22 protein-coding genes are annotated in these 25076 nt (G+C 32.9%); 12 read left to right on the forward strand and 10 right to left on the reverse strand.

Translation table 11 applies throughout. The features are described from left to right. Window positions 1-64: 64 nt before the first annotated feature. From tnpA to LO744_RS08190, 6 genes are all read right to left on the reverse strand, one after another. Window positions 65-517: an IS200/IS605 family transposase gene (tnpA, locus tag LO744_RS08165; RefSeq protein ID WP_230668597.1), complete on the reverse strand. Its 453-nt coding sequence runs from the start codon at window positions 515-517 to the stop codon at window positions 65-67. 62 nt (window positions 518-579) lie between these two features. After that, window positions 580-1299, reverse strand: coding sequence for a phosphoribosylanthranilate isomerase (locus LO744_RS08170; RefSeq protein ID WP_230668598.1), 720 nt, complete (start codon window positions 1297-1299; stop codon window positions 580-582). A 10-nt stretch (window positions 1300-1309) separates the two neighbouring features. Beyond that, the gene (gene trpC, locus LO744_RS08175) at window positions 1310-2089 is read right to left on the reverse strand and encodes an indole-3-glycerol phosphate synthase TrpC (RefSeq protein WP_230668599.1); all 780 of its coding nucleotides are present in this window, start codon (window positions 2087-2089) and stop codon (window positions 1310-1312) included. A 56-nt stretch (window positions 2090-2145) separates the two neighbouring features. Then, entirely contained in the window at window positions 2146-3135 is a 990-nt protein-coding gene (gene trpD, locus LO744_RS08180) for an anthranilate phosphoribosyltransferase (protein ID WP_230668600.1), read from the reverse strand. 74 nt (window positions 3136-3209) lie between these two features. Beyond that, entirely contained in the window at window positions 3210-3821 is a 612-nt protein-coding gene (locus tag LO744_RS08185; protein ID WP_230668601.1) for an anthranilate synthase component II, read from the reverse strand. A 243-nt stretch (window positions 3822-4064) separates the two neighbouring features. After that, on the reverse strand, window positions 4065-5483 hold the full coding sequence (locus tag LO744_RS08190; RefSeq protein ID WP_230668602.1) for an anthranilate synthase component I family protein: 1419 nt from the start codon (window positions 5481-5483) through the stop codon (window positions 4065-4067). 335 nt (window positions 5484-5818) lie between these two features. On the opposite strand from LO744_RS08190, the gene LO744_RS08195 reads away from it, so the two are divergent. The 5 genes from LO744_RS08195 to LO744_RS08215 all read left to right on the forward strand — a co-directional run bounded on the left by LO744_RS08195 (window position 5819) and on the right by LO744_RS08215 (window position 10290). Beyond that, on the forward strand, window positions 5819-6031 hold the full coding sequence (locus LO744_RS08195) for a hypothetical protein (RefSeq protein WP_230668603.1): 213 nt from the start codon (window positions 5819-5821) through the stop codon (window positions 6029-6031). Beyond that, complete coding sequence (locus LO744_RS08200; protein ID WP_230668604.1) at window positions 6031-6399, forward strand: c-type cytochrome; 369 nt, start codon at window positions 6031-6033, stop codon at window positions 6397-6399. Before LO744_RS08195 ends, LO744_RS08200 begins: the two co-directional genes overlap by 1 nt. Window positions 6400-6402: 3 nt before the next feature. Beyond that, window positions 6403-7326 carry a 23S rRNA (adenine(1618)-N(6))-methyltransferase RlmF gene (rlmF, locus tag LO744_RS08205; protein WP_230668605.1) on the forward strand — a complete coding sequence of 308 codons (924 nt, stop codon included), beginning with the start codon at window positions 6403-6405 and terminating at the stop codon, window positions 7324-7326. Window positions 7327-7659: 333 nt separating this feature from the next. Continuing rightward, entirely contained in the window at window positions 7660-9357 is a 1698-nt protein-coding gene (gene lysS / locus LO744_RS08210; protein WP_230668606.1) for a lysine--tRNA ligase, read from the forward strand. 114 nt (window positions 9358-9471) lie between these two features. After that, the gene (locus tag LO744_RS08215) at window positions 9472-10290 is read left to right on the forward strand and encodes an OmpA family protein (protein ID WP_230668607.1); all 819 of its coding nucleotides are present in this window, start codon (window positions 9472-9474) and stop codon (window positions 10288-10290) included. Window positions 10291-10415: 125 nt separating this feature from the next. On the opposite strand, the gene LO744_RS08220 is transcribed toward LO744_RS08215, so the two are convergent. Both LO744_RS08220 and LO744_RS08225 read right to left on the reverse strand, forming a co-directional pair. After that, window positions 10416-11423, reverse strand: coding sequence for a cytochrome d ubiquinol oxidase subunit II (locus LO744_RS08220; protein WP_230668608.1), 1008 nt, complete (start codon window positions 11421-11423; stop codon window positions 10416-10418). Continuing rightward, window positions 11420-12763, reverse strand: coding sequence for a cytochrome ubiquinol oxidase subunit I (locus LO744_RS08225; protein WP_230668609.1), 1344 nt, complete (start codon window positions 12761-12763; stop codon window positions 11420-11422). The genes LO744_RS08220 and LO744_RS08225 overlap by 4 nt, the downstream gene beginning before the upstream one ends. Window positions 12764-12994: 231 nt before the next feature. Between LO744_RS08225 and gyrB the strand changes: the two genes are divergently transcribed. From gyrB to LO744_RS08250, 5 genes are all read left to right on the forward strand, one after another. Beyond that, the gene (gene gyrB / locus LO744_RS08230) at window positions 12995-14929 is read left to right on the forward strand and encodes a DNA topoisomerase (ATP-hydrolyzing) subunit B (protein ID WP_230668610.1); all 1935 of its coding nucleotides are present in this window, start codon (window positions 12995-12997) and stop codon (window positions 14927-14929) included. 139 nt (window positions 14930-15068) lie between these two features. Next, window positions 15069-16964, forward strand: coding sequence for a DUF3857 domain-containing protein (locus LO744_RS08235; RefSeq protein WP_230668611.1), 1896 nt, complete (start codon window positions 15069-15071; stop codon window positions 16962-16964). Further along, a complete protein-coding gene (locus LO744_RS08240) occupies window positions 16965-18902 on the forward strand; it encodes a transglutaminase domain-containing protein (protein ID WP_230668612.1) in 1938 nt (645 codons plus the stop codon). It abuts the gene before it with no gap. 76 nt (window positions 18903-18978) lie between these two features. Beyond that, window positions 18979-19803, forward strand: coding sequence for a DUF3298 and DUF4163 domain-containing protein (locus LO744_RS08245; protein WP_230668613.1), 825 nt, complete (start codon window positions 18979-18981; stop codon window positions 19801-19803). Window positions 19804-19846: 43 nt separating this feature from the next. Beyond that, entirely contained in the window at window positions 19847-20698 is an 852-nt protein-coding gene (locus LO744_RS08250) for a diacylglycerol/lipid kinase family protein (RefSeq protein WP_230668614.1), read from the forward strand. Window positions 20699-20874: 176 nt separating this feature from the next. On the opposite strand, the gene LO744_RS08255 is transcribed toward LO744_RS08250, so the two are convergent. Further along, complete coding sequence (locus LO744_RS08255; protein ID WP_230668615.1) at window positions 20875-21264, reverse strand: VOC family protein; 390 nt, start codon at window positions 21262-21264, stop codon at window positions 20875-20877. Window positions 21265-21356: 92 nt separating this feature from the next. Next, the gene (locus LO744_RS08260) at window positions 21357-22637 is read right to left on the reverse strand and encodes a dicarboxylate/amino acid:cation symporter (RefSeq protein WP_230668616.1); all 1281 of its coding nucleotides are present in this window, start codon (window positions 22635-22637) and stop codon (window positions 21357-21359) included. A gap of 553 nt (window positions 22638-23190) precedes the next feature. Here LO744_RS08260 and LO744_RS08265 point away from each other — a divergent pair. Both LO744_RS08265 and LO744_RS08270 read left to right on the forward strand, forming a co-directional pair. Further along, window positions 23191-24156, forward strand: coding sequence for an NAD-dependent epimerase/dehydratase family protein (locus LO744_RS08265; protein WP_230668617.1), 966 nt, complete (start codon window positions 23191-23193; stop codon window positions 24154-24156). Window positions 24157-24270: 114 nt separating this feature from the next. Next, the gene (locus LO744_RS08270) at window positions 24271-25023 is read left to right on the forward strand and encodes a polysaccharide deacetylase family protein (protein ID WP_230668618.1); all 753 of its coding nucleotides are present in this window, start codon (window positions 24271-24273) and stop codon (window positions 25021-25023) included. The last annotated feature ends 53 nt before the right edge of the window (window positions 25024-25076 follow it).

Raw genomic sequence — 25076 nt, forward strand, 5'->3', positions numbered from 1 at the left:
AGTCCTGAAAGGACGATTTAATAAAGGATTGGATGAAGTCCAATCTAACGTATGATGAACAAAATTAATCCCAAAGATATTTTTCATCATATTCAATTTGGTATTTTTTATAATAATTAATGACTTCTGTTTTGAAATCAAATTCTCTATGATGTTCTCTTTGATTTTTAATATAACTCGTCACTGGGAAAATATTATTTGGACTTACGGAAAAAGCACCATAACCATCTTGCCAAAAGAAATTTTCATACTTTTTACCTTTCGTTTTTATCCATTTTGATGAATGCGCTTTTATTTCCTGCACCAATTTCATTAAAGCTATCTTTTTTGAAAGTAAACAAAGAATATGTATATGATTATCTGTACCTCCAATTTGCAATGCCGTGCTTTCAGAATCTTTACATAGCGTGGCAATGTATGAGAACAATTCTTTTTCTATGTTTTCATCAATAAAATCTTCGCGATGTTTTGTACTAAAAACAATATGGATGTAATTTTTAACTAATGATTGTGACATGTTTTTTTGTGTTCCGATTATTGTAATCGGATTTGCATCCGATTCTGTGCTAAATCGTCCTTTCAGGACTCGTTCTTTATTGAATCTTTAAATTCTTTTATTTTTTCTACATCTTTAATTCCAGGTTCAATTTCAAATTTTGAATTGATATCGAGGGCGAATGGTTGTTTTAACTTTGTCAAAGTTTTATTTTCATGCAGATTAACTTTGACAATTTTTTTCAAATTTTCAACATTTTCTAAAGAAATTCCGCCGCTTAAAAAATAAGGAAGTGGAATCTCTATGTCGTTCAAAATATTCCAATTGAATGTTTTTCCTGTTCCGCCGAACGCTATAGAATCGGTGTCGAAAAGGAGATAGTTGATAGTTGATGGTTGTTGGTTGATGGTTTTTTGTAATTCATCAGAAGATTGGTTGCCAATTCTAATAACGTTGATAATTTTAATGTTTTCGCCTATTAATTGTCTTAATTGCAATATGAATTTTTCATCTTCATCTCCGTGTAATTGAATCATATCAAGCTGAGCTTCTGAAGTGATTTCCACAATTGCTTTAATGCTTTCATTTACAAAAACGCCAACTTTTCTAAAATGTGGAATTTCAGCAATTTCTTTTAAACTCAAATAATTCAAAACGTATCTTGGTGATTTTTCGTAGAAAATAAAGCCAAGAAAATCAATTTTTAATGCCACTAATTCACGAATTTGATTGAGCTGTGTCAAACCACAAACTTTTAGCTTTGGTTGACGGTTGTTGGTTGATGGTTGTTGGCTTTCAATCATTGCTAAACTGTTATATTGTTACATTAGAAACAAATTCTCTGAATTTATTTCCCGGATTTTCATTTTTCATAAAATATTCGCCCATCAAAAAACCGTCAAATCCTTTTTCTTTTAAGAATCTGAAATCTTCTTCGTTATAAATTCCGCTTTCTGCAATCGATAAAATATTTTCTGGAAGCTGATTTTTTAGGTTTACAGAATGTTGTAAATCAACTTTGAAATCTTTTAAGTTTCTGTTATTAATTCCTACAAAATCGATGTTTTTGTTAATATGTTTGAGTTCTTCCTCAGTATGAATTTCCAATAAAACCTCTAAATTTAATTGATGAGCCAAATCGGTAAACTCTGAAACTTGTTGTGGCGAAAGACAAGCTGCAATCAACAAAATAACATCAGCTCCAATTGACTTTGCTTCATAAAACTGATATTCATCAATCATAAAATCTTTTCGCAAAATCGGAATTTGGATATGATTTCTTACGCTTAAAATATCATTAAAACTTCCACCGAAAAAATCTTTGTCGGTAAGAATGGAAATTGCACTTGCCCCAAATTTTTCATACGCTGAAGTTACTTCTAAAGGCGAAATTTGATTATTAATAATCCCTTTTGAAGGCGATTGTCTTTTATATTCAGCAATAATTCCGGATTTTGTTTTAATCGTTTCTTTTAACGAAAAAGTTTCTCGGTTGAAAAATTCGGAATCTTTAAGTTGTTCCACAGAGATTTTAGATTTTGAATCTTTAACTTCCTGCCTTTTTCTTTCTATGATTTTGTCTAAAATGTTCATTTTTAATAATTATCAATTGTAAATTTTAATAATACTGTATAGTTAATCATTAACAATTAATCATTAATAATTGAGCGAAGCGACTTCAGCGCTTTTCCTTCAAATAAACTTTCTTTCACTAAAGCCAAACAATCCTCATACGTCCCAAATTTCTTTGTGTGATGCAACGCAACCGCTGCATTGACTAAAACAACTGCGTTTTGTGAGTCCGTGCCGTTTCCTTCCAATATATTTTTAAAAATTTGTGCCGTTTCTTCGATGGTTTCTCCAGCTTTTATATTTTCAGAATCAACGGATTTAAATCCTAAATCTTCTGCCGAATAAATGTTTTCACCGCTTTTTGTAATGATTTTGCTGTCTTGAGTAAGGCTTATTTCGTCGTATCCATCCATTCCATGAACTAAAACAAAATCCTGATTTTCTTGCTGCAACAAATACTGATATATTCTTGCGATTTCCAGATTGTAAACTCCAATTACCGAAAATTGTGGTTTTGCTGGATTTACCAACGGACCAAGCAGATTGAAAAAAGTTCGTAAACCTAAGGATTTACGTAAAGCTCCGACAGATTGCAATGCAGGATGAAAATAAGGAGCGTGAAGAAAACAAATATTTGCTTTTTCCAAATCTTGATTGAGTTCGTCTGAAGTTTTTTTGAACTGATAGCCTAAAGCTTCTAAAACATTCGATGAACCTGTAACCGTTGATGCTCCGTAGTTTCCGTGTTTGGTCACTTTTTGTCCTGTACCAGCAACTACAAAACTTGCCAAAGTAGAAATGTTGATGGTATTTTTTCCGTCACCACCTGTTCCCACGATATCAATACTGCCATTGGTGTTCAAATTAACCGGAACAGCCATTTGAAGAAGTGCTTCTCTGAAACCTTTCAATTCTTCTAAGGTAATATTTCGCATCAGAAAAATACTGATAAAAGCTGTGACTTCAGTTGCGTTAAATTTATTTTGAGCTATCTCAATCATAATAGCTTTTGCCTGCGATTTTGACAAAGTGTGATGATTAAATAGGTATTCTAATATTTCTTTCATTTTTAGTTGTTAATGGTTAATTGTTAATGATTAATTTGATTGGTTTTTAGTCATTAACAATTAATAATTTATAATTAACCATTGAGAAGAAAATTTTCAATAATTTTCTTTCCATCGGGTGTTAAAATACTTTCAGGGTGGTATTGAACGCCATGAACATCATATGTTTTGTGTTTCAGGCTCATAATCATTCCTTTGCTGTCTGTACTGGTAATTTCCAATTCATCAGGAAAGTTTTCAGGATTAACTGCCCAACTGTGATATCGCCCAACTTCTAAAGTCTGCGGTAAATCATTGAAAAGTTTATGCTCACTGATTTGAATTGCTTCCGTAGCAACACCGTGATAAATTTCAGTGAGATTAATTAAACTTCCGCCAAACGCTTCTGCAATCGCTTGTTGCCCAAGACAAACGCCAAGAATAGATTTTGTAGGAGCATATTTTTTAATTAAATCCAATAAAATTCCAGCTTCTTCAGGAATTCCTGGTCCTGGTGAAAGAATGATTTTGTCGTATTTCTCAATTTCTTCGAGTGAAATTTCATCGTTTCGGTAAACATCAACCTTTTGATTTGTAATTTGCTCAATCATCTGAACGAGATTGTAGGTGAAGCTGTCGTAATTATCAAATACCAAAATTTTTGTTGTTGGTTGTTGGTTGTTAGTTGAGGGTTTTATATTTGTCATTTTGTTTATATTTTTAATTGGATTTTATCCAATTCTATGTTAAATCGTCCTTTCAGGACTCATTATTATCTGTTTCTTGATTTTTATGAGCTAAATTTTCTATTTATAACAAAATTGCGACCCGGCTTGAGCGGAAATCCTTTTTGTTATTGCGATTGCTGAAAAATTCCAAAGATTGTTTCATTTTGTTCGCAATGACAAAAAGATTGGCAGCGGAAGACGGAAATTGTCGCCATGAAAATTTTAAACTAATTTCTCCGCTTTTTCAACCGCTTTTTTGAGGGCATTCAATTTATTGTTAACTTCTTCCAGCTCGTTTTGAGGAATTGATTTTGCAACAATGCCTGCTCCTGCCTGATAAAATAAAGTATTGTTTTTACTAAGAAATGTTCGAATCATAATGGCTTGATTACAATCTCCATTCAGACCAATCATTCCGATACAACCGCCGTAATAACCACGCGAATCTTTTTCGTATTCATCGATAAGCTGAAGGGCTTTATATTTTGGTGCGCCGCTTAAAGTTCCTTGTGGAAATGTTGCAGAAACCAATTCAAAAGGATTGGCGTTTTCTTCCAAATCTGCGGTCACTTCACTCACCATGTGAATAACGTGAGAGAAAAACTGGATTTCTTTAAGTTTGGTAACCGTCACATTTTTACCTTTTTTTCCTAAATCGTTTCGGGCTAAATCGACCAACATGGTATGTTCTGCATTTTCTTTAGGGTCTTTCTTTAAAGCTTCTGCAGATTGTAAATCGGTTTCGAAATCCCCACTTCTTTTAAAAGTTCCTGCGATAGGATGAATGATTGCTTTATCGTTTTTAATAATTAATTGACTTTCAGGGCTTGAGCCAAATAATTTGTAATTTCCATAATCGAAAAAGAATAAATAAGGAGATGGATTGATGTTTCTCAACGCACGATATACATTAAACTCGTCTCCTTTAAATTTTTGCTCAAATCTTCTGCTTAAAACCAATTGAAATACATCACCTCTTTTGCAGTGTTTATGGGCTTTGTCTACCAGTTCCAGATATTCTGCATCGTTAAGATTTGAAGTTTCATAACCGTCTTTTTCAAATGGATAAACGAGGGTGTTTTTATTTTTGATTAAATCCTGTAATAAGCGCATTTCAGACTTTACGCCATCAATTTTATTTTCGATAAGATGCATCTCGTCATTAAAATGATTAATAGCAATGACATATTGGTACAATCTGTAACGAAGAATAGGGATTTCAACTTCTTTGCTTTGAGGTTTGAATTTGATATTTTCAAAAAACGGAACCGCTTCAAAACTAGTATATCCAAAAAGACTTTGCGCCGTTTTTTCTATTTTGTCATCTGTTTTTTCACAAACAAAAACTTTTGAAAACTCATTAAGCAATTGAGTAACTTCAATGTTTTCTAAAGATTTTTTCTCCGGATTTTCATTGGGAAATTTAATTTCATACTCGTGGTAATTTTTTATTTCAATTCCGGCAATAGCGTTTATAGCGATGAAAGAAAAGTTGTTGTCGATACTTTTTGCGTCTGAACTTTCAAGCAAAATGGTATCGCGAAATTTATCTCTTATCTGCAAATAAATATTCATAGGAGTCTGTAAATCACCTAGTGTTTTTTTTGAAGTGGTTTTTATATGGATGGTATTGTTAAACATTTTTATAATTTTTTTAAAATTTGGAACAAAAAAAAGACTTCAACGCAATCGTCAAAGTCTCTGTATGTTTTTCTATAGAATTCTAGTTGTAATTTTAACAACACGACAATAGCATCAGACCCGACGAAGAGTTTGAGTGCCACCACCAATTTTTGTTGTTAGAAATAATCATGGTACAAATGTAGAAAATTTTTTATTATCAAAAACAAGAAAAATTAAAAAGCTGAAATTTATTTTCATTTCTGTGGAATCAGTTTAAATATGATTTAATATAGCTGCAAATCTCACATTTAAAACTTTATTTTTTATATTTTTGTGACCAAATTAGAAAAGCAATGAAAAAAGTATTAGCAATCGTATTCTTAGGAAGTTTAGTAGCAGTAAGCTGTTCAAAAAAAGCAGATAAATCTTTACAAGACAGCAATATTATGCTAGAAGAGCCTGCAGCAACTACTGTTGTAGATTCTACAGCTAAGAAAACAGATTCTACACCGGCTCCGGCTGCAACGCCTGCACCTGCAACAACAGATTCTACAGCAACAAAATAATGAAACAACTGTTTTTAACAGGAGTTTTAAGCTTATTTATTGTTTCCTGTTCTAAAAAAGAAGATTCTCAAACTCTATCAACAGATTCTACAGATATTTCAACGCCTGTACCTACTAATGTTTCAGGAAAAGATTTAATAGAAGCTTCTGATTGTATGGCTTGTCATAATGCTGTGGAAAGAACGATAGGACCATCTTATAAAGAAATTGCCGAAAAATATTCTGAAAAAGATATTGAAACGCTGGCTTCAAAAATTATTGAAGGCGGAAGTGGAGTATGGGGAAGTGTTCCTATGCAGCCTCACTCGCAAATTTCTAAAGATGATGCCAAAAAAATGGTAGAATATATTCTAAGTCAGAAGAAATAGTTCATGACCGAAAAATCAACTCTGCACCCAAGAAATCTGCACCGAAATCCTTATGATTTTGATTTGCTGGTTTCTTGTGTGCCAGAATTGAAACATTATGTTTTTACCAATTCTTATGGTACACCAACCATTAATTTCAGCATTCCTAAAGCGGTAAAATTGCTTAACAAAGCTTTGCTGGAGCATTTTTATAGTATTAAAAACTGGGATATTCCAGACGAGAATCTTTGTCCGCCAATTCCTGGGCGTGCAGATTACATTCATTATCTCGCAGATTTGCTAGGTGAAAATTCCAAAGAAATTCCGAAAGGTGTATCGGTAAAAGGTTTGGATATTGGTACAGGTGCCAATTTGGTGTATCCTTTACTAGCGCATCAATCTTACGGTTGGAAAATGTTGGGAACCGATGTTAATCAGAAATCTTTAGACAATGCTCAGAAGATTTTAAATGAAAATCCTGATTTTTCTGAAAATATTCAGTTAAAATTTCAATCGGATTCCAATTTTATATTCAAAAATATTCTCTCTCCTGAAGATAGATTCTCATTCTCGATGTGCAATCCGCCTTTTCACGATTCTGAAGAATCTGCAATAAAAGGGAATCTTAGGAAGACAAGAAATCTTAAAAAAACGAAGCTTCCAAAAGCTAATCTCAATTTCGGCGGACAACAATCTGAGTTGTGGTGCGAAGGTGGCGAATTATCTTTTATCTCAAAGATGATTACGGAAAGCACTTCGTATTCCTCACAAATTTTATGGTTTACGTGCCTCGTTTCTAAACAAGAAAATTTGTATAAATTGACTTCCCTTTTGAAAAAAATAAAAACGGTCGAGGTGAAAACGATAGATATGGCTCAAGGTCAGAAAATCAGCAGAATCTTAGCGTGGACTTTTGTTCCCAAGGAAAATAGGAAAGATTGGTTTTAAAATTTGCCGAACCATTTCTTTAGGTTTGGGCAGCTTAATCCGCCTGTAGTTTATCCTGAGCTTGTCGAAGGGCTCCCGCTTTTTATTTTGTTGCTTTCGACTCCGCTCAACCAACAAAATAAAAGAGCTCCGCTCAAGTCGGGCTGCAATTTTGGTATCATAAACTAGTCTTTAGCAAGATTAGAAGGCTTTTGTTTTGTGAACTTTAAAAGAGAAACATACTCAACTTCAATTCAATATGAAACTTTTGTTACTTTTATGGTTAAAACAAAATTCCAGTTTCATAAACGTTTAAAATTCACTATTTTTGCAATTCGAAAAAATTGAATTACAATGCAATTATCAGAACAGGAAATCATTAGAAGAGAAAAGCTGAATAAGCTTGTTGAAATGGGAATCAACGCATTCCCAGCGGAAGAATACACGATTACAGATACTACAGAATCTATAAAACAGGATTTTTCTGAAAGTAAACAGGTGAAGATTGCAGGTAGATTGATGTCCCGTAGAATTCAAGGGAAGGCTTCTTTTGCTGAATTGCAGGATTCTACAGGAAGAATTCAGGTTTATTTTAACAGAGATGAAATTTGTACAGGTGAAGATAAAACTTTATACAATGAGGTTTACAAGCACCTTTTAGATATTGGAGATATTATCGGTATTGAAGGAGAATTATTCACCACTCAGGTTGGTGAAAAGACAGTTTTAGTAAAAAACTTTACCCTTTTAACGAAATCTCTTCGCCCGCTTCCGTTGCCAAAAGTAGATGCTGAAGGTAATACACACGACGGTTTTACAGACCCAGAAATGCGTTACAGACAGCGTTATGCGGATTTGGTGGTGAATCCTCATGTGAAAGAAATTTTCATGAAAAGAACAAAATTGTTCACCGCTATGAGGAATTTCTTTAATGACGCAGGATATTTTGAAGTAGAAACTCCGGTTTTACAATCTATTCCTGGGGGAGCAGCAGCACGTCCTTTTATCACGCATCATAATGCTTTAGATATTCCATTATATCTAAGAATTGCAAACGAATTATATCTTAAAAGATTAATCGTTGGTGGTTTTGACGGTGTTTATGAATTCTCAAAAAACTTCAGAAATGAAGGGATGGACAGAACGCATAACCCAGAATTTACAGCGATGGAAATCTATGTAGCTTACAAAGATTACAACTGGATGATGGATTTTACTGAGAAATTATTAGAATTCTGTGCAATGCAGGTTAATGGAGCTTCGGAATCTACTTTTGGAGAACATACCATCAGCTGGAAAGCACCTTATCCAAGAGTTTCTATGACAGAAGCTATTCAAAAATATACAGGTTTTGATATTACAGGAAAGTCTGAACAAGAATTATTTGACTTTGCAAAATCTATCGGAATTGATGTGAACGAAACGATGGGTAAAGGAAAATTAATCGATGAAATATTTGGTGAAAAATGTGAAGGAAACTTCATTCAGCCAACTTTTATCACAGATTATCCGGTAGAAATGTCGCCTTTAACCAAAAAGCACAGAAGTCAGGAAGGTCTGACAGAACGTTTTGAATTAATGGTTTGTGGTAAAGAAATTGCAAATGCATATTCTGAGCTGAATGACCCAATTGACCAAAGAGCACGTTTCGAAGACCAGTTGAAATTGGCTGAAAAAGGTGATGATGAAGCAACAGGATTTATCGATGAAGATTTCTTAAGAGCTCTAGAATATGGGATGCCACCAACGTCAGGTTTAGGAATCGGTATGGATAGATTGATTATGTTCTTAACCAATAATCCATCTATTCAGGAGGTATTATTCTTCCCTCAAATGAAGCCTGAAAAAGCAGTGCCTCAAATCGAATTGGGAGAAGATGAAAAAATAATTCTTGAAATTCTGAAATCAGGAGAGCAGATTGCTTTGACAGAAGTAAAAACTTTAAGTAAATTATCTGGTAAAAAGTGGGACAAGGCTTCTAAAACTTTAACCAAAGGAAACTTGGTGAAAGTGGAGAAGATTGACGAGGTAGTTTTGATGAAATTGGCTTAAGCTTAATTATCAAAGAAAATTATATTTAAATTCCTGAAATTATTTTCAGGAATTTTTTGTTTTATTAAACAATAATTAAATATTTTTCCGTTTTTAAAGAAAACTCAAAATCTGATGAAATACTTCATTTTCTTCTTTTTAATTTCAGCAGGATTGAATGCACAAATGATGACTTCTGTTTATTTTGAGCACAAGTCTTATGAATTAAATCCTGAGTCTAAGAAAAAACTGGATAGTTTAGCACAATTGAAAACCAGCTTAAAATTCAAAATTTTTGGAAATTGTGACTCTTCCGGAACGAATGAATACAATAATAAGCTTTCAGAAGACCGTGCAAATATAGTTCGTCATTATCTTCAGAATAAAATTTCAGAAAATATCCAGTTAATCAGTGTTATTGGTTTGGGAGAAGCAAAGCAAATCAATGACAACAGTACCGATGAATTGAGTGGGAAGAACCGTAGAGTAGATGTTTTTATTGAAAACGCTTTTGCTCCAGGAGAGAAAATTTCAAGAAATGCTTTACCTAATTTTTTAAGTACGGAAATTTCTCAGATGAAAGTAAAAGATACTTTTGCGCTTCCGAATGTCAATTTTGTTGGTGGTCGTCATGTTTGGCTTCCGAAAGGACAATCTGAAATTGTAAAACTTTTAAAAATACTGAAAGAAAATCCTAGATTAGAAATCGAATTGCAAGGACATATTTGCTGCGATTACGAAAATTTTGATGGGGAAGATTTAGATTTAAAAACATTCAATCTTTCGTTTACCCGAGCCAACGCAATCAAAGAATTTCTAGTGAAAAACGGAATAGATTCCAATAGAATTATAGCGAGAGGGCTCGGTCATCTTAATCCTGTAGCATATCCCGAAGAAACAGAATTAGATAAAACTAAAAACCGAAGAGTTGAAGTGGTTTTAATTAAAAAATAATGCTCTGATTGGGTAACTAATTATTTTTATAGGTCATATTTTTTAATAGCAAAAGCATCAAAAGAAAAGCTCATAACATGCTAAAATCTTTTGATGCTTTTGCGGTAAAATAAAATAATTTCAAATTATTTCTTTGATGCCTTTGAAAACGAAAACATCAGATAAAACAAAAATGGAAGGATAAAAAGTGAACCTAAAACCAAAGCCCAGCCTAGTGCTGAAATCGTCTTTGGAGCTGCAATATGTTTTAATAAAGAAAGATGCTGCCCATTTCCTAATAAAATAATATCCGGATAGTGCTGATAGGTTGCTGCGACCAAAATCATGATGATTTGAAATCCTGCCAAAGCTCTTACCGGAAGTAGTTTTTTCTGATGCATCGCTCTTAAAATTAATCCTAAAGCAACGGTTGCAAAACTTATTGCCATTACACCTAGATATTTTGAGAAAATCCATTTTGTTAAAGGAATATCAGAAAGATAGGCGGCTAAAAACACCAATAATCCTGTAATGACTACAAAAATCATTGTTTGGTGTGATTTGTGAATCATTAATTCTAATTCCAATCTATCGCTAGTTTCACGTAAAGAAAAAATTGATGCTAAATAGGCACAAAGTGAAACAGTGAATAGTCCTACAGCAACTCCAAACCAATTGAGCCAACTAAAAACATACAAGTCTAAAAAGTTATTCGCATCAGGATTGATTGATTGTGAAACGGTGGCAGCAGCTATTAAACCTAAGAAAAAAGGAGTTAAGAGACTTGCGTAATAGAAAATCTGCGTGTAAATAATCTGCCATCGGTCTTCTACCGCATCATAATGTCTGAAGGTAAATGCAGTACCTCTTGCAATGATTCCAACCAGCATTAGTACTAGCGGGATATGAAGGTAAGTTGATAGGGTAGTATAGATTTCAGGAAATCCTACAAATAAAATAACAATCGCAATAATGAGCCACATATGATTGGCTTCCCAAACGGGAGCAATCGACTCGTACATGATTTTTTCAGTGTGCTTTCTGTTTTTCTTTTTGGTCATTAATTCTACGATTCCCGCTCCAAAATCAGCTCCGCCCAAAATCACATAAAGACATACGGAAAGCCATAGAAAACCAATTACAACGTAAATCATGATTTTTTGTTTTTAGAATTAAACTGAGGGTCTGTAGGGTCATAAAGTTTGGGAACCATCTGTATCTGTCTTCTCAAAAGAAAAATAATAATTAATGACAATGAAATGAATATAGCCGTGAAAAAATAAAACGAATATTGAATTCCCGGCATTGGTGTAACAGCATCAACGGTTTTCATGATTCCATAGATAATCCAAGGCTGTCTGCCTACTTCAGTGACCGTCCAGCCTGCTTCTAAAGCAATATATCCGAAAGGGGTAGCAAAAAGAAAAGTTTTTAACAACCAGTTTTTATTTAGCCAATCTTTTTTGAAAAAGAAAGCATAAAGATAAAGACTTCCTATGCTAATCATGACGACTCCAAAGAAAATCATAATTTGGAAAGCATAGTGTACCACCGCAACCGGTGGCCATTCATCTCTTGGGAAATCATTCAATCCTTTCACTTCAGCATTAAAATCATTACTCACCAGAAAGCTTAATACTTTTGGGATTTTTATAGCATATCTAATTTCTCCTTTCTCTTCATCAGGAATTCCGCCTAAAACAAAAGCAGCTCCTTTTTCGGTTTCAAAATGAGCTTCCATTGCGGCTAATTTAATAGGTTGTCTTTCTGCAACAGATTTTGCGGCAATATCACCACTCAAAGGCGCACCAAAAGCACCAATCATTGCAAACGCAGCCGCAATTCTAAATGCCTTGGTATGGAATTCTACATTTTTCTTTCGCATAATTAAAAAAGCATGAACTCCTGCAACAGCAAATCCTGTCGCACAAAAAGCGGCAACGGTCATATGCAGCGCTTGCGGAAACCAAGCGTCATTAAACATTGCTTTTATAGGGTCTATATTGAGGTATTGCCCATTGATATAATCAAATCCTGTGGGTGAATTCATCCAGGCATTGGCAGCAACTACTAAAATTCCTGATGCTAAACCACTTAAACCAACCAGAAATCCGCAAAACCAGTGAAACCATTTGTTAAATTTATCCCAACCATAAAGAAAAAAACCAATGGCAATTGCTTCAATAAAAAATGCTGTTCCTTCTAAAGAAAATGGCATTCCGAAAATGGGTCCGGCGTGTTTCATAAACCCTGGCCAAAGCAATCCCAATTCAAATGAAAGCATGGTTCCGGAAACTGCTCCGGTAGCAAATAAAATAGCAACACCTTTACTCCAAGCTTTGGTAAGCCCTTTATAAATTTCGTTTCCGGTTTTGAGATATTTCCAATGGGCAAATGCCATTAAAAAAGGCATAACCATTCCTACGCAGGCGAAGATGATATGAAAACCTAAAGAAAGCGCCATTTGGGCGCGTGCAGCAATGAAATCATCCATAATATTAATTTTTCACTTGAAAGTTACGTATAAAATTACGGTAACTTTATATGATTTAAAACATTACAATAATTTCAAGTTTGCAATGTAACTTTATTGTTTTTTATTTGTGAAATAAACTCAGTATTTTAGGATTAATTCTGATATTTTTAGATGGAATTAACTTTGATAAGTCGAAAAAAATCACGATATTTGTGGGTCTTTGCATTAAGCAAATTTATTTCAATTAATATGAGTCAAAAACAATATACAGCTAGTAGTATCCAGGCGCTTGAAGGCATGGAACACGTTCGATTAAGACCATCTATGTACATTGGAGATGTAGGAGTAAGAGGTCTTCATCACTTGGTTTATGAAGTAGTAGATAACTCTATTGACGAAGCTCTTGCCGGTCATTGTGATACGATATTAGTTACAATACACAAAGGAGAAAGTATCTCTGTAAAAGATAATGGTAGAGGTATTCCTGTAGATTTTCACGAGAAAGAACAAAAATCTGCTCTAGAGGTTGTAATGACTAAGATTGGAGCGGGTGGAAAATTTGATAAAGATTCTTATAAAGTTTCTGGTGGTCTTCACGGGGTAGGTGTTTCTTGTGTGAATGCACTTTCTACCTTATTAATTGCTACAGTTAGCCGTGACGGTAAATTATATCAACAAAAATATTCTGAAGGTAAAGCTTTGGCTGATGTTGCTGAAATAGGAACTACGGATGAGAGAGGAACTGAGGTTTTCTTCCAGCCAGACGGAACTATTTTCCAGGAATTGGTGTATAACTATGATACTCTGGCAGCAAGAATGCGTGAACTTTCTTTCCTAAATAAAGGAATTACAATCACGTTAGTTGACGAAAGAGAAGAAAATGAAGATGGAACTTTCACTTTTGAAGTTTTTCATTCTGAAGGAGGTTTGAAAGAATTCGTTGAGTTTATCGACGGAAACCGTGATTCTATAATGGAACACGTAATTTTCATGGAAGGTGAGAGAGAAAATATTCCTATTGAAGTTGCGATGCGTTACAATACGTCATTCAGCGAAAATTTACATTCTTATGTAAATAATATCAATACTCACGAAGGTGGAACTCACTTAGCTGGTTTTAGACGTGCTTTGACGAGAACGTTGAAAAAATATGCTGATGATTTAGGGATTCCTGCAAAAGAAAAAGTAGAAATTACAGGGGATGATTTCCGTGAAGGTTTGACGGCAGTAATTTCTGTAAAAGTAATGGAACCTCAGTTTGAAGGGCAAACAAAAACTAAATTAGGTAACTCTGAAGTTTCTGGTGCTGTTGATAAGATTGTAGGTGAAATGTTGACCAACTTCTTAGAAGAAAACCCGAACGAAGCAAAAATTATTGTGCAAAAAGTGGTGTTGGCTGCAAAAGCAAGACAGGCTGCAAAAAAAGCACGTGAAATGGTTCAGAGAAAATCTCCGATGGGAGGTTCTGGTTTACCAGGGAAATTATCTGACTGTTCATCAAAAGACCCTGCAGAATCTGAACTATTCTTAGTCGAGGGAGACTCGGCAGGTGGAACGGCAAAGCAGGGTAGAGATAGACATTTTCAGGCTATTCTTCCGTTAAGAGGTAAAATTTTGAATGTTGAGAAATCAATGCTTCATAAAGTTTACGATAACGAAGAAATTAAAAATATTTATACAGCACTTGGTGTATCTGTAGGAACAGAGGAAGATAGCAAAGCTTTAAATATGGCTAAGCTAAGATATCATAAAGTAGTGATTATGACCGATGCTGATATTGACGGTTCTCACATTTCTACTTTGATTCTTACTTTCTTCTTCCGTTTTATGAAGGAAATGATTGAAAATGGATATATTTATATTGCACAACCTCCTTTGTATTTATTAAAGAGAGGAAACAAGAAGATATATGCTTACAACGAGAAAGAACGTGAAGAGATAACTTTACAAATGTCTCCGGACGGAAAAGGAGTAGAGGTACAGCGTTATAAAGGTCTTGGGGAAATGAACCCTGAGCAGCTTTGGGAAACGACTCTAAATCCTGAACACAGAATTCTAAAGCAGGTAACAATTGATAATGCTGTAGAAGCAGATAATGTATTCTCAATGTTGATGGGAGATGAGGTTCCACCAAGAAGAGAGTTTATCGAGAAAAATGCAAAGTATGCGAAAATCGACGTTTAAGCATTTTTTTAAATAATATTTTAAAGACTCCATTTTATATGGAGTCTTTTTTTTAATTAAAATTTAATAATTCTCATATTCATGATTTTATTTTAACATTTTCTTAAGATTTTTTATATTTTTGCCGAAAATAATAACCATGATGAAACTTCTTTGTTTAGGTGCTTTTTCCTTAGCATCTATTTATTATGCACAAAGTTATCCGGTATCCGAAATCAGTGATGTATTAAAAAAGAACGCAAGTGCTGTAATACGAAATGAGAGTACAGTCTTAGAAATTAATAAAATTGATGAAATTGTTTATCGAAATTCTTCAGCCATCACTGTCATCAACAAAGATGCGGTAAGTTTTTCTCTTCCTAAAATATATTATGAGAAAGGAAATTCGGTTTCAAATATTAAAGTAACCGTATATGATGAAAAAGGAGCAAAAATAAAGAGCTACTCTAAAAGTGATTTTACCGATGTTGCAGCTAATTCTCAAGGCTCATTTCATTCTGATAGCAGGATGATGTATTTATCTTATACACCTACCAGTTATCCTTATACCATTGAGTTTAGTTATGATCAGAAAGATCAGAATACTATTTTTATCCCAGACTTTACGCCTTATAATGATTTTAATATTTCTTTACAGAAAAGCAGTTTTAAAATCATCAATAAGTCAGGAATCAATTTACGTTCAAAAACGTATGATTCGCCTTTCGGTTTTGCTTCGGTTAATGTTTCAGACGAAGATGGAATTAAATTATATACCTATCAAAATGTTCCTGCCATTGATCAGGAAGATATGGTTCCTAATCCTAAAAAAATAGTACCCAAAGTAAGCTTTTCTTTGGATCAGTTTAATTTGGTAGGAAAAAAAGGAAGTATTACTAATTGGAAAGATTTTGGAGTTTGGTATTATAATAATTTATTGACACCGGTTTCAGCTTCTACTCCTCAAATAAAAGCTGAAATTGCAGCACTTAATCTTTCGGGATCTACCGAAGAGAAAGTGAAGAAGATTTATCAGTATATGCAAAGTAAAACACGATACGTTTTCGTTGCCTTAGGAATTGGAGGTTGGCAACCTATGATGCCCGATGAAGTACAGAAAAAAGGGTATGGAGATTGTAAAGGTCTTTCAAATTATATGAAAATACTTTTGGATGAAGCTGGAATACCATCATATTATTGTAAAGTCAATTCTAGTTCATCCTCTATTTCATTTGATAAAGATTTTCCTAAAATGGGAGGTAATCATATTATTTTATGTGTCCCTACAGAAAAAGGAAATATTTGGCTAGAAAATACCTCTCAGGATATGGCTTACAATCATTTAAGTTTCAGTACGACAGATAGAAACGTACTAGCCGTAAAGCCTGACGGAATTGAGATTATGGAAACTCCAAGTTATTCTTCACAACAAAATAAGGAAAAACAGGTGTTAAATATTCAGTTAAATCCTGATAAAACGATTACCGGAAAGGGGAAGTTTACTTATACCGGAAATCAGTATGATTTTAATTTATCTTATTCAGGTTTAGGACAGACTGAAAAAAATAGTGCCATAAAAAATGCGCTTTCTACATTAGATTTTGAGAAAGTAGAAATGTCTGATTTTAACAATAACAGAGATTTAGCAACAATCGATTTTAATCTGAATTTTAAAGCGGTTAATTATTCAAAAATGGTGGGTTCAAGCTATATTTTTAGGGCTGTTCCTATTTATACAAATTCGACATTTTATCAAAATGAAAACCGTAATCTTCCATTTGAAAACCGTTTTTCTTATGAAGACGATTATGAGATTGTTTATCAGCTTCCAGTAGGGTATACTATCGAAGAAATGCCGGAAAATAGTGCTGTTGTTTCAGATTTTGGAACGTACAAAATTACTTTTGAGAAAAAAGACGAAAAATTGATTGTAAAAAGGTTTATTCAAATAAAAAAAGGGTTGCATTCTAAAGAAAAATACAATGACTACGTAAGTTTCAGAAAAAAAATAATGAATGCTGATAACTCAAAAATTTTAATTTCAAAAAAATCATAAATGAAAAATATAATAACCCTATTGTCTGTGTTTTTAATAAATACAGCTCTTTTTGCGCAGGATAATAAATTTTTAAAAATGCCTAAGTTTAATAAAGATGATCTTAAAAAAGAGAAATCAGAAATTGATCCGAAAGCACCCGCAGAAATACTGTATCGATCCATACATTATCGTATAGATAATAACACCGGAAACCTTATAAAAGAATATACTTATCGTGTGAAAATTTACGAAAAAGACAAATCTGAAGATTGGCATAATCTTGAGGTTTCTCTTTATGATAACAACTCCGGAGATCGTGAATTTTTAAATAATATGAAAGCTTTGGTATATAATCTTGAAGGAGATAATGTAGTTGAAACTAAAGTTGATAAAAGTTCAAAATTTAAATCAAAAGAAAATAAATATATAACCGTTAATAAATATGCTTTTCCTAGCATAAAGAATGGATCAATTTTAGAGTACCATTACGAGGTTTCGTCACCGTTTTCGTATGAAATTCCATTGATTTATATAGAATTAGATACTCCTTCTGTCTATACAGAATATGTTTTTGATACCCCTTTGCAAATGTCTTACAACGTAGATTTTACAGGAAGTTTGTTGCCGAAATACAAAGCTATGAAGGAAGAAATAATGTATGGTTCACAATATAAAACCTATAGATTCGGTTATGATAACCTAAAAGGTTTTAAGACTGAGAAGTATGTGAATAATAATGATAATTACAGAACGAAAATAAGAGCTGAACTTCATTCAACTTATTTTGGTAATAATCTCAAAATGTATACCTCTAATTGGGAAGATATTAGAAAAAAATTATGGGATCATGATGATTTTGGGGTACAGTACAAAAAAGATAAATTGGTAAAAGAGTTGCTTCCTGCAGGAATTCTAAATGAAAAAGACGATATGTCTAAAGCGAATAAAATTTTGGATTATGTAAAAACGAGTTATACATGGAACTACAATAATGGTATTTATGCAGAAAACGGAATCAAAGATGTTATCAAAAATAAGATAGGAAATGATGCAGATCTTAATTTGATGTTGACTGCAATATTTAGAAGCGCAAATATTAAAGCATACCCAATACTTATTTCTACGGTAAGAAATGGGTACTTAAATTTAACATTTCCTAATTTGGGTAATTTTAATTATGTAGTTGTAGGAGCCGAAATCAATAAAGTATTTTATCTTTTTGATGCAACTTCAAAACAGTCGCAGGCCAATCTTTTACCATCACGAGTGTGGAATAATAATGGTCTCTTGATGAAAGATGATAAAGCAGAAACTATTTTTCTTAATAACGTTAAAATAAGTTACAATAGTCATACTGTCAAAGCAAAAATAAATTCTGATGGTACTGTTTCAGGTGTTTATCAAGATCAAGACGAAGGGATGATGGCTATGAATGCAAAAGAAAACTTTGATGAAAATCCAGATAAATATAAAAAAGAGTATAAGGAAAATTTTTCAGTAGATTTTAATAATATCAACTCTAGAGTTTTGGATGGGGGAGAGTTTCGTTCTACGATGAGCTTCGCATCAAACAATATGATTGATAACTTAGGGAAAAAGATAATTATGAACCCTCTTTTATTTTTACATCAGACCAAAAATGATTTTGACCAATTGGATGAAAGAAGATATATGATTGATTTTATTTCGCCCATTAGTAAAACAAAAGTTGTTGAAATAGAAATTCCTGAGGGATATGACGTAAGTGATTTACCAAAAAATAAAAAAATTGTTACCGAAGATAAAGAAATAAGCTATTCTTACACGATAGAGAAAAAAGATAATAGAATTATTACGATTTCAGAATATAATATTGCAAGTGCAAATTATCCCAAAGAATATTATCCGGCATTCAAAAAAATATGGAAAGTAATTTCAGATTATGAAAGTCAGGTAATGAGTTTGATTAAAAAATAATCAATTATTGATGCAAATTTTAAAAACCATTCATTTTGTGAATGGTTTTTGCATTCTAGTCGAAAAATAAATTATTATGAAAAATACAGTTGTTCCCATTTTACTTTCTGCAGTCTTCCTTTTTTATGCCTGTAAAAAGACTGACTCAAAAACAGTGGATACCAACACAGAAATCAAAAGCCCCGAAAAATTTACAATAGATTCTCTTAAAATGAATGATTCTATAAAGATTAACGAAAAGCTTTCTGTGAATTACGCGTCAAAAGTATTGGTTTTTCCTACTTTAAAAGATAAAGCGTTATTAGACAGTATTTACTACGATAAAACTGGAATTATAGATTATTCAAAAAAAGGATTGCAAAGCTTTCTAGAAAAAGATAAAGCTGAATTTTTCTCATCGGTAAAAGAAGACAGTAAAGAGTGGATTTCTGATATTCAAAATCCTCAAACTTGGGAAGCTGGCTCGTTTATGAAGCTTATTTCACAAAACGACGATTTTCTTCAGATTGAATATTTGCATACTTCTTATGAAGGTGGAGCTCATGGTAATTATTCATTCGATGTGAGAGTTTTCGATTTAAAAAACAACAAAAAATTAGATTTAAAAGATATTACTACAATGCCTAAAGCAAAATTGGAAGAACTTTTAATGAAAAATCTCGACAAAATTCCTAGTGGAACGACTGATTCTGATGGTCCGGTTAAAAATTCAGATATGCTTTTGGTAGATGTGATTCCGGTAAACAAAGATTTTTACTGTGATGAGAAAAATCTCTATTTTCATTACAGCCCTTATGAAATTGCAGCTTTTGCAGCCGGAGATATTGTAATTCCTGTCTCTTGGAAAGAACTTGAAGGAACAATTAATCCTGAATTTAAAAATAGAATGAAAATAAATTAATATTAATGCTTCCAAACCGGAAGCATTTTTTACTTTTGTGGCAATGGAGAAAGTAGCTTTTATCATCAATCCTTTTTCGGCAAAAAAAAATTATCAGCCATTTTTGAACGAACTTAAAAATAAAGTGCAGAATCCGCTGTATTATATTTCTGAGTCAATTTTGGGAACTTATGATTTTATTGATAAGCATTTTGATGAGGTTGATTTCTTTGTAGCCATTGGAGGCGACGGAACGATTTCTACAGTCGCCAAACAGCTCATTAATACCGAAAAAGTGTTAGCTATTTTTCCTGCAGGTTCTGGAAATGGTTTTTCTAACGAAACACAGTTTAGCAAAAATTTAGATGAATTATTAGATAAACTAAAAGCTAAAAAATCTCGTAAAATAGATACTTTTACGGTAAATGGCAGACTTTCTATCAATGTTTCAGGAACTGGTTTTGACGGAAAAGTGGTAAAAGAATTTGAAAAAACCAACCGCGGATTCAAAAATTATATTAAAGTTTCTTTGAAGACTTTCTTTAGTTATAAACCCATTAAACTGAAGTTTTTTGACGAAAATTATAAGCAGTATAACGGAAAATATTTGATGGTGAATATTGCCAACACCCGCCAGTTTGGTAACAACGCTTACATTGCGCCTATGGCAAGTAAAAGTGACGGTTTGGTAGATATGGTTTTGGTGAAAAAATTTCCGTTAACGTATTCGCCGCTTTTTGCATTCAGAATGTTTACCAAAAAACTGAAGGAAGATGATTACATTACCTATCTTCCTGTTTCAGAAATTGAGTTTAAAGTAAATACCAAAAACTGGCATCTCGATGGGGAATTCAATAAAATAAAATCTCCGATTCACGTGAAAGTTCAGCCTTCAAGTCTGAATATTTTAATCTAAAATCATTGTGAAATAAGAAAGCCTTCCGCAAAGAAGGCTAAAACATAACTGATGAATGCATTATTGTTATGATAATAATGTATTCTAAGGTCGGTAATTAGAACTTATATTTTTATGGTTTTAATCATATAGATAAAAAAACTTAATTTTATTGCCTATTGCCTATTGCCTATTGCCTATTGCCTATTGCCTATTGTTTCATGAAGGGCAATTCGGTTTCCTTCACTATCTTCAAATTCGGCAACCGCAAAACCATGTTTTTGATTTATGGTTTTAGGATAAAGAATTTTTCCATTGCTTTCTAGAACTTTTTTTAGGGTAGAATCAATATTATCAGTTTTAAAATAAATTATTATTCCATCTTTAGTTGGTTTATAAACATCTCCTTTTGCCAAAGCTCCGGAAATTCCGCTTTTGGTTTCTTCGAAAGGAAAAAGTACCATTTCATAATCATCGATGATTTCTTTTTCAAATTTAAAATTAAAAACATCGGTATAAAATTTTTCTGCCCGTTCTATATTGGTTACAGGAATTTCAAAATACACAACAGGGTTATTTTTATTCATTTTTTTGTTATTATTTTGCTCTTTGCAGGCTAAAGAAATACATGCAATAAATAGGAGTATAAATTTTGTGAAGATTTTCATTAAATAATTCTTTAAACTTCCAGTTTTTTCTCAATTTCATTAGGATTAGCAAGACAATATTGAAGTTGTCCTTTATCCAGCTGTTTTTCCCAATTGGCTACAACAACAGTTGCTATAGAATTTCCAATCACGTTGGTTAAAGCACGGCATTCACTCATAAATTTATCAATTCCTAAAATTAGGGTCATTCCCGCAATAGGAATTTCGGGAACTACAGCCAGCGTTGCGGCCAAAGTTACAAAACCGGCTCCCGTAACTCCTGCTGCTCCTTTAGAACTCAACATTGCCACTAAAAGGAGCATCAATTGTTTTTCGATAGATAAATCTATATTTAATGCCTGTGCAATGAATAATGAGGCGAGAGTCATGTAAATATTCGTGCCGTCAAGATTAAAAGAATATCCGGTAGGAATCACCAAGCCTACAATCGCTCTAGAACAACCTGCTTTTTCCATCTTTTCCATAATTCCTGGGAGTGCAGATTCTGAAGAACTTGTGCCTAAAACTAACAAAAGTTCTTCTTTTAGATAATACATCAGTTTAAAAATATTGAAACCGTTGTACCAAGCAACTGCGCCTAAAACCAAAACTACAAATAGGATAGAAGTGATGTAGAAAGTTCCTACAAGAAGAATTAAATTTAAAACAGATGCCAAGCCATATTTTCCAATCGTAAAAGCCATTGCTCCAAATGCTCCTATGGGCGCTAATTTCATCAGCATATGAACGATTTTAAAAACCGGAGCAGCAAGAACCTGTAAGAATTCGGTTACTTTTCCACTTTTTTCTTTTGTTAAAACCAAAGCAACTCCCATTAAAATCGCCACCAAAAGTACCTGAAGAATATTATCTCCAATGAGTGGGCTGAATAATGTTTCAGGAATAATATTCATAATAAATCCTGTAAGCGTAGTATCATGAGCCTTTTGCTGATATTGTGAAACATCGCCCGATAAACTTACAGGGTCGATATTTAGTCCAGCTCCCGGTTTGATGATATTTCCTACAACCAATCCGATAATTAAAGCTAATGTTGAGAATGTGAAAAAGTACAACATTGCTTTTATCGCAATACGACCTACTTTTTTCAGGTCTGTCATGTGAGCAATTCCTAAAGTAAGGGTAATGAAAATCACCGGAGCGATAATCATTTTCACCAATTTGATAAAACCGTCGCCTAAAGGTTTCATTTTTTCGCCTAATTCGGGGTAGAAATTACCTAAGAGAATTCCTAAAGTGATGGCAATAATCACTTGGAAATATAATTGCTGATAGAATTTTTTCTTTTTCAAAGCTGAACGTTTCTTAAATATTTCCGAAAATTACAGAATTTAAACAAATTATTTAAAAGAATAATGAAAGCTTCGCACATATTTTGGGGATTAAACATATTTAAATTCATTGTTGTCCGGTAAAATTTAGAAATACAATAACAGGTCGTTCCTCTGGAACTTTAATGATAAAAGAACTCCTATTTTCTATTAACAGTTTGCTAATAATGAGCTGTATTAATCTAATCCCATCGGGATTTACTGTTAATAGAAAAAATGAAATTACCAAAAAAACAAAGCTCCAGAGGAGCGACCTGTCGATTTATCTTATTAATATTGAGTTTGTCAATTTGTTTATTGTTTTAACCGGACAAAAATGATATAAATTAAAACAATCATAAAAATCAAAGAAAAAAATAGCATTGGTTTTAAACTTTAAATCTATCCTGAAAACGAGAAAGTTATCAACTTAAACCTAAAAGATGATAAAAATTACCTACTAAATCGCGATTTTGTTTTCCCATCGTATTCAAAATATTTATTTTTGCCTTCAATCATCTAATAATAAATAAAAATGGAGTCCTACACGGAAAAAATATTGATTACAGGTGCTTTAGGGCAAATCGGAACGGAGCTTACGAATAGATTAGTAGAAATACATGGAGCTGAAAATGTAGTTGCTTCGGGTCTTGACAGATACCAAAAAGGTCTTACTTCTGCCGGACATTACGAAAGAATGGACGTTACCAATACTCAATTGGTAAGACAGGTCATCAAAGATTACGAAATTACAACCGTTTATCACTTAGCTTCTCTTTTATCAGGAACATCTGAAAAGCAGCCAATTTTTGCTTGGAAATTAAATCTTGAGCCCCTTCTTCAATTTTGTGAATTGGCGAAAGAAGGTTTGCTTAAAAAGATTTTCTGGCCAAGTTCTATCGCTGTTTTTGGGAAAGGAATTCCCAAAGAAAATGTAGGTCAGGATGTTGTTTTGAATCCTACAACCGTTTATGGTATTTCTAAAATGGCGGGTGAAAAATGGTGCGAATATTATTTTGATAAGTATGGAGTAGACGTAAGAAGTATCCGTTACCCTGGTTTAATCTCTTGGAAAACTCCTGCAGGTGGAGGAACTACAGATTATGCAGTTGAAATTTTCTACGAAGCAATTGAAGAAGGAAAATATACAAGTTTTATTTCTGAAAATACAGGAATGCCAATGTTGTATATGGATGATGCCATCAATGCAACTTTGCAGTTAATGGATGCTCCAAAAGAAAGTTTAACAGTTCGTTCTTCATATAATTTGGGTGGAATGTCTTTCACTCCGAAAGAACTGGCAGCTGAAATTAAAAAAGAAATCCCTGAATTTGAAATTGATTACAAACCAGATTTCAGACAAGCTATTGCAGATTCTTGGCCAGCTTCAATTGATGATTCTGTAGCTAAAAAAGATTGGGGATTATCTTATAATTTCGGAATTTCTGAGATGTCAAAAGACATGATTAAGAATTTAAAAGTAAAATTGAATAAAAATTAATTTAGAACAATACTTTTGCGGTTAAAAATATATCTTAAGTTTTTTTATCATGTACAAAAATAGGCTGTCGGATTTCACACCATCAACCGACAACTAAAAACCAACAACGATTAAATGATATTGCTCACTTTTAACATCGTAAACTTTGAGGCTGAAATTAAAAACGGCGTCATTATTTCTGATGATGAAAGACTGAAAATTACAGAAAGTAATACCAAAGCAATTCTTAGAATTTTAGATTTACACGATATAAAATCGAGTTTTTTTGTAGAAATTTCTATCGCAGAAAAACTTCAAAATTTATTAAAAGCAATTTCTGCTCAAGGGCATGAAATTGCTTTTTATAATAAAAATTCGAGCCTCGAAACTATAGAGGCTGCAAAAAAAACAACTCAGGATTTTCTTGAAAAACAAATCAAAGGAATTCGTCAAAAAGACAACCAATTTTCTTTAGAAGAATTAAAATCAATAGGTTTTAATTATATTTCAAATATTGACCATGCAGATATTCTGTTTCCTTTTAAACGCTTAAAAAGAACTTCAGAAATCATTGAAGATAATGGATTAAGTATTGTTCCGGAAAGTATTTCGCCGTACAGCCAGTTACCTTACAATGATTTTGTTTTTCAGATTTTGCCGATGCAGTATTATCAGAATATGGTTTTTGAAACCTTGAAAAATGATGACTTTGTCTTAATTTATCTTGAATCTTGGCAGTTTACCGATATCAATAAATATCAGTTTAAAGTTCCGTTTTACCGAAGTTTTTATTTAGGAAAAAAAATGGAAGACAAACTTGAAGCCTTACTTTCCTGGATTAATGAAAAGGAATTGGCAACTTCAAGAATGAAAGATTATATTTTTTAGAGTTTCGAGATACGAGATTCGAAAGATTCGCAGTTTAAATTCGGAATTTAAAC

This window comes from Chryseobacterium turcicum (assembly GCF_021010565.1).
GTDB lineage: Bacteria > Bacteroidota > Bacteroidia > Flavobacteriales > Weeksellaceae > Chryseobacterium > Chryseobacterium turcicum.

Excerpts from the sequence above, each read along its gene's own strand:
- tnpA (WP_230668597.1), bottom strand. The coding sequence starts at position 517 with ATGTCACAATCATTAGTTAAAAATTACATCCATATTGTTTTTAGTACA.
- LO744_RS08170 (WP_230668598.1), bottom strand. The coding sequence starts at position 1,299 with ATGATTGAAAGCCAACAACCATCAACCAACAACCGTCAACCAAAGCTA.
- trpC (WP_230668599.1), bottom strand. The coding sequence starts at position 2,089 with ATGAACATTTTAGACAAAATCATAGAAAGAAAAAGGCAGGAAGTTAAA.
- trpD (WP_230668600.1), bottom strand. The coding sequence starts at position 3,135 with ATGAAAGAAATATTAGAATACCTATTTAATCATCACACTTTGTCAAAA.
- LO744_RS08185 (WP_230668601.1), bottom strand. The coding sequence starts at position 3,821 with ATGACAAATATAAAACCCTCAACTAACAACCAACAACCAACAACAAAA.
- LO744_RS08190 (WP_230668602.1), bottom strand. The coding sequence starts at position 5,483 with ATGTTTAACAATACCATCCATATAAAAACCACTTCAAAAAAAACACTA.
- LO744_RS08195 (WP_230668603.1), top strand. The coding sequence starts at position 5,819 with ATGAAAAAAGTATTAGCAATCGTATTCTTAGGAAGTTTAGTAGCAGTA.
- LO744_RS08200 (WP_230668604.1), top strand. The coding sequence starts at position 6,031 with ATGAAACAACTGTTTTTAACAGGAGTTTTAAGCTTATTTATTGTTTCC.
- rlmF (WP_230668605.1), top strand. The coding sequence starts at position 6,403 with ATGACCGAAAAATCAACTCTGCACCCAAGAAATCTGCACCGAAATCCT.
- lysS (WP_230668606.1), top strand. The coding sequence starts at position 7,660 with ATGCAATTATCAGAACAGGAAATCATTAGAAGAGAAAAGCTGAATAAG.
- LO744_RS08215 (WP_230668607.1), top strand. The coding sequence starts at position 9,472 with ATGAAATACTTCATTTTCTTCTTTTTAATTTCAGCAGGATTGAATGCA.
- LO744_RS08220 (WP_230668608.1), bottom strand. The coding sequence starts at position 11,423 with ATGATTTACGTTGTAATTGGTTTTCTATGGCTTTCCGTATGTCTTTAT.
- LO744_RS08225 (WP_230668609.1), bottom strand. The coding sequence starts at position 12,763 with ATGGATGATTTCATTGCTGCACGCGCCCAAATGGCGCTTTCTTTAGGT.
- gyrB (WP_230668610.1), top strand. The coding sequence starts at position 12,995 with ATGAGTCAAAAACAATATACAGCTAGTAGTATCCAGGCGCTTGAAGGC.
- LO744_RS08235 (WP_230668611.1), top strand. The coding sequence starts at position 15,069 with ATGATGAAACTTCTTTGTTTAGGTGCTTTTTCCTTAGCATCTATTTAT.
- LO744_RS08240 (WP_230668612.1), top strand. The coding sequence starts at position 16,965 with ATGAAAAATATAATAACCCTATTGTCTGTGTTTTTAATAAATACAGCT.
- LO744_RS08245 (WP_230668613.1), top strand. The coding sequence starts at position 18,979 with ATGAAAAATACAGTTGTTCCCATTTTACTTTCTGCAGTCTTCCTTTTT.
- LO744_RS08250 (WP_230668614.1), top strand. The coding sequence starts at position 19,847 with ATGGAGAAAGTAGCTTTTATCATCAATCCTTTTTCGGCAAAAAAAAAT.
- LO744_RS08255 (WP_230668615.1), bottom strand. The coding sequence starts at position 21,264 with ATGAATAAAAATAACCCTGTTGTGTATTTTGAAATTCCTGTAACCAAT.
- LO744_RS08265 (WP_230668617.1), top strand. The coding sequence starts at position 23,191 with ATGGAGTCCTACACGGAAAAAATATTGATTACAGGTGCTTTAGGGCAA.
- LO744_RS08270 (WP_230668618.1), top strand. The coding sequence starts at position 24,271 with ATGATATTGCTCACTTTTAACATCGTAAACTTTGAGGCTGAAATTAAA.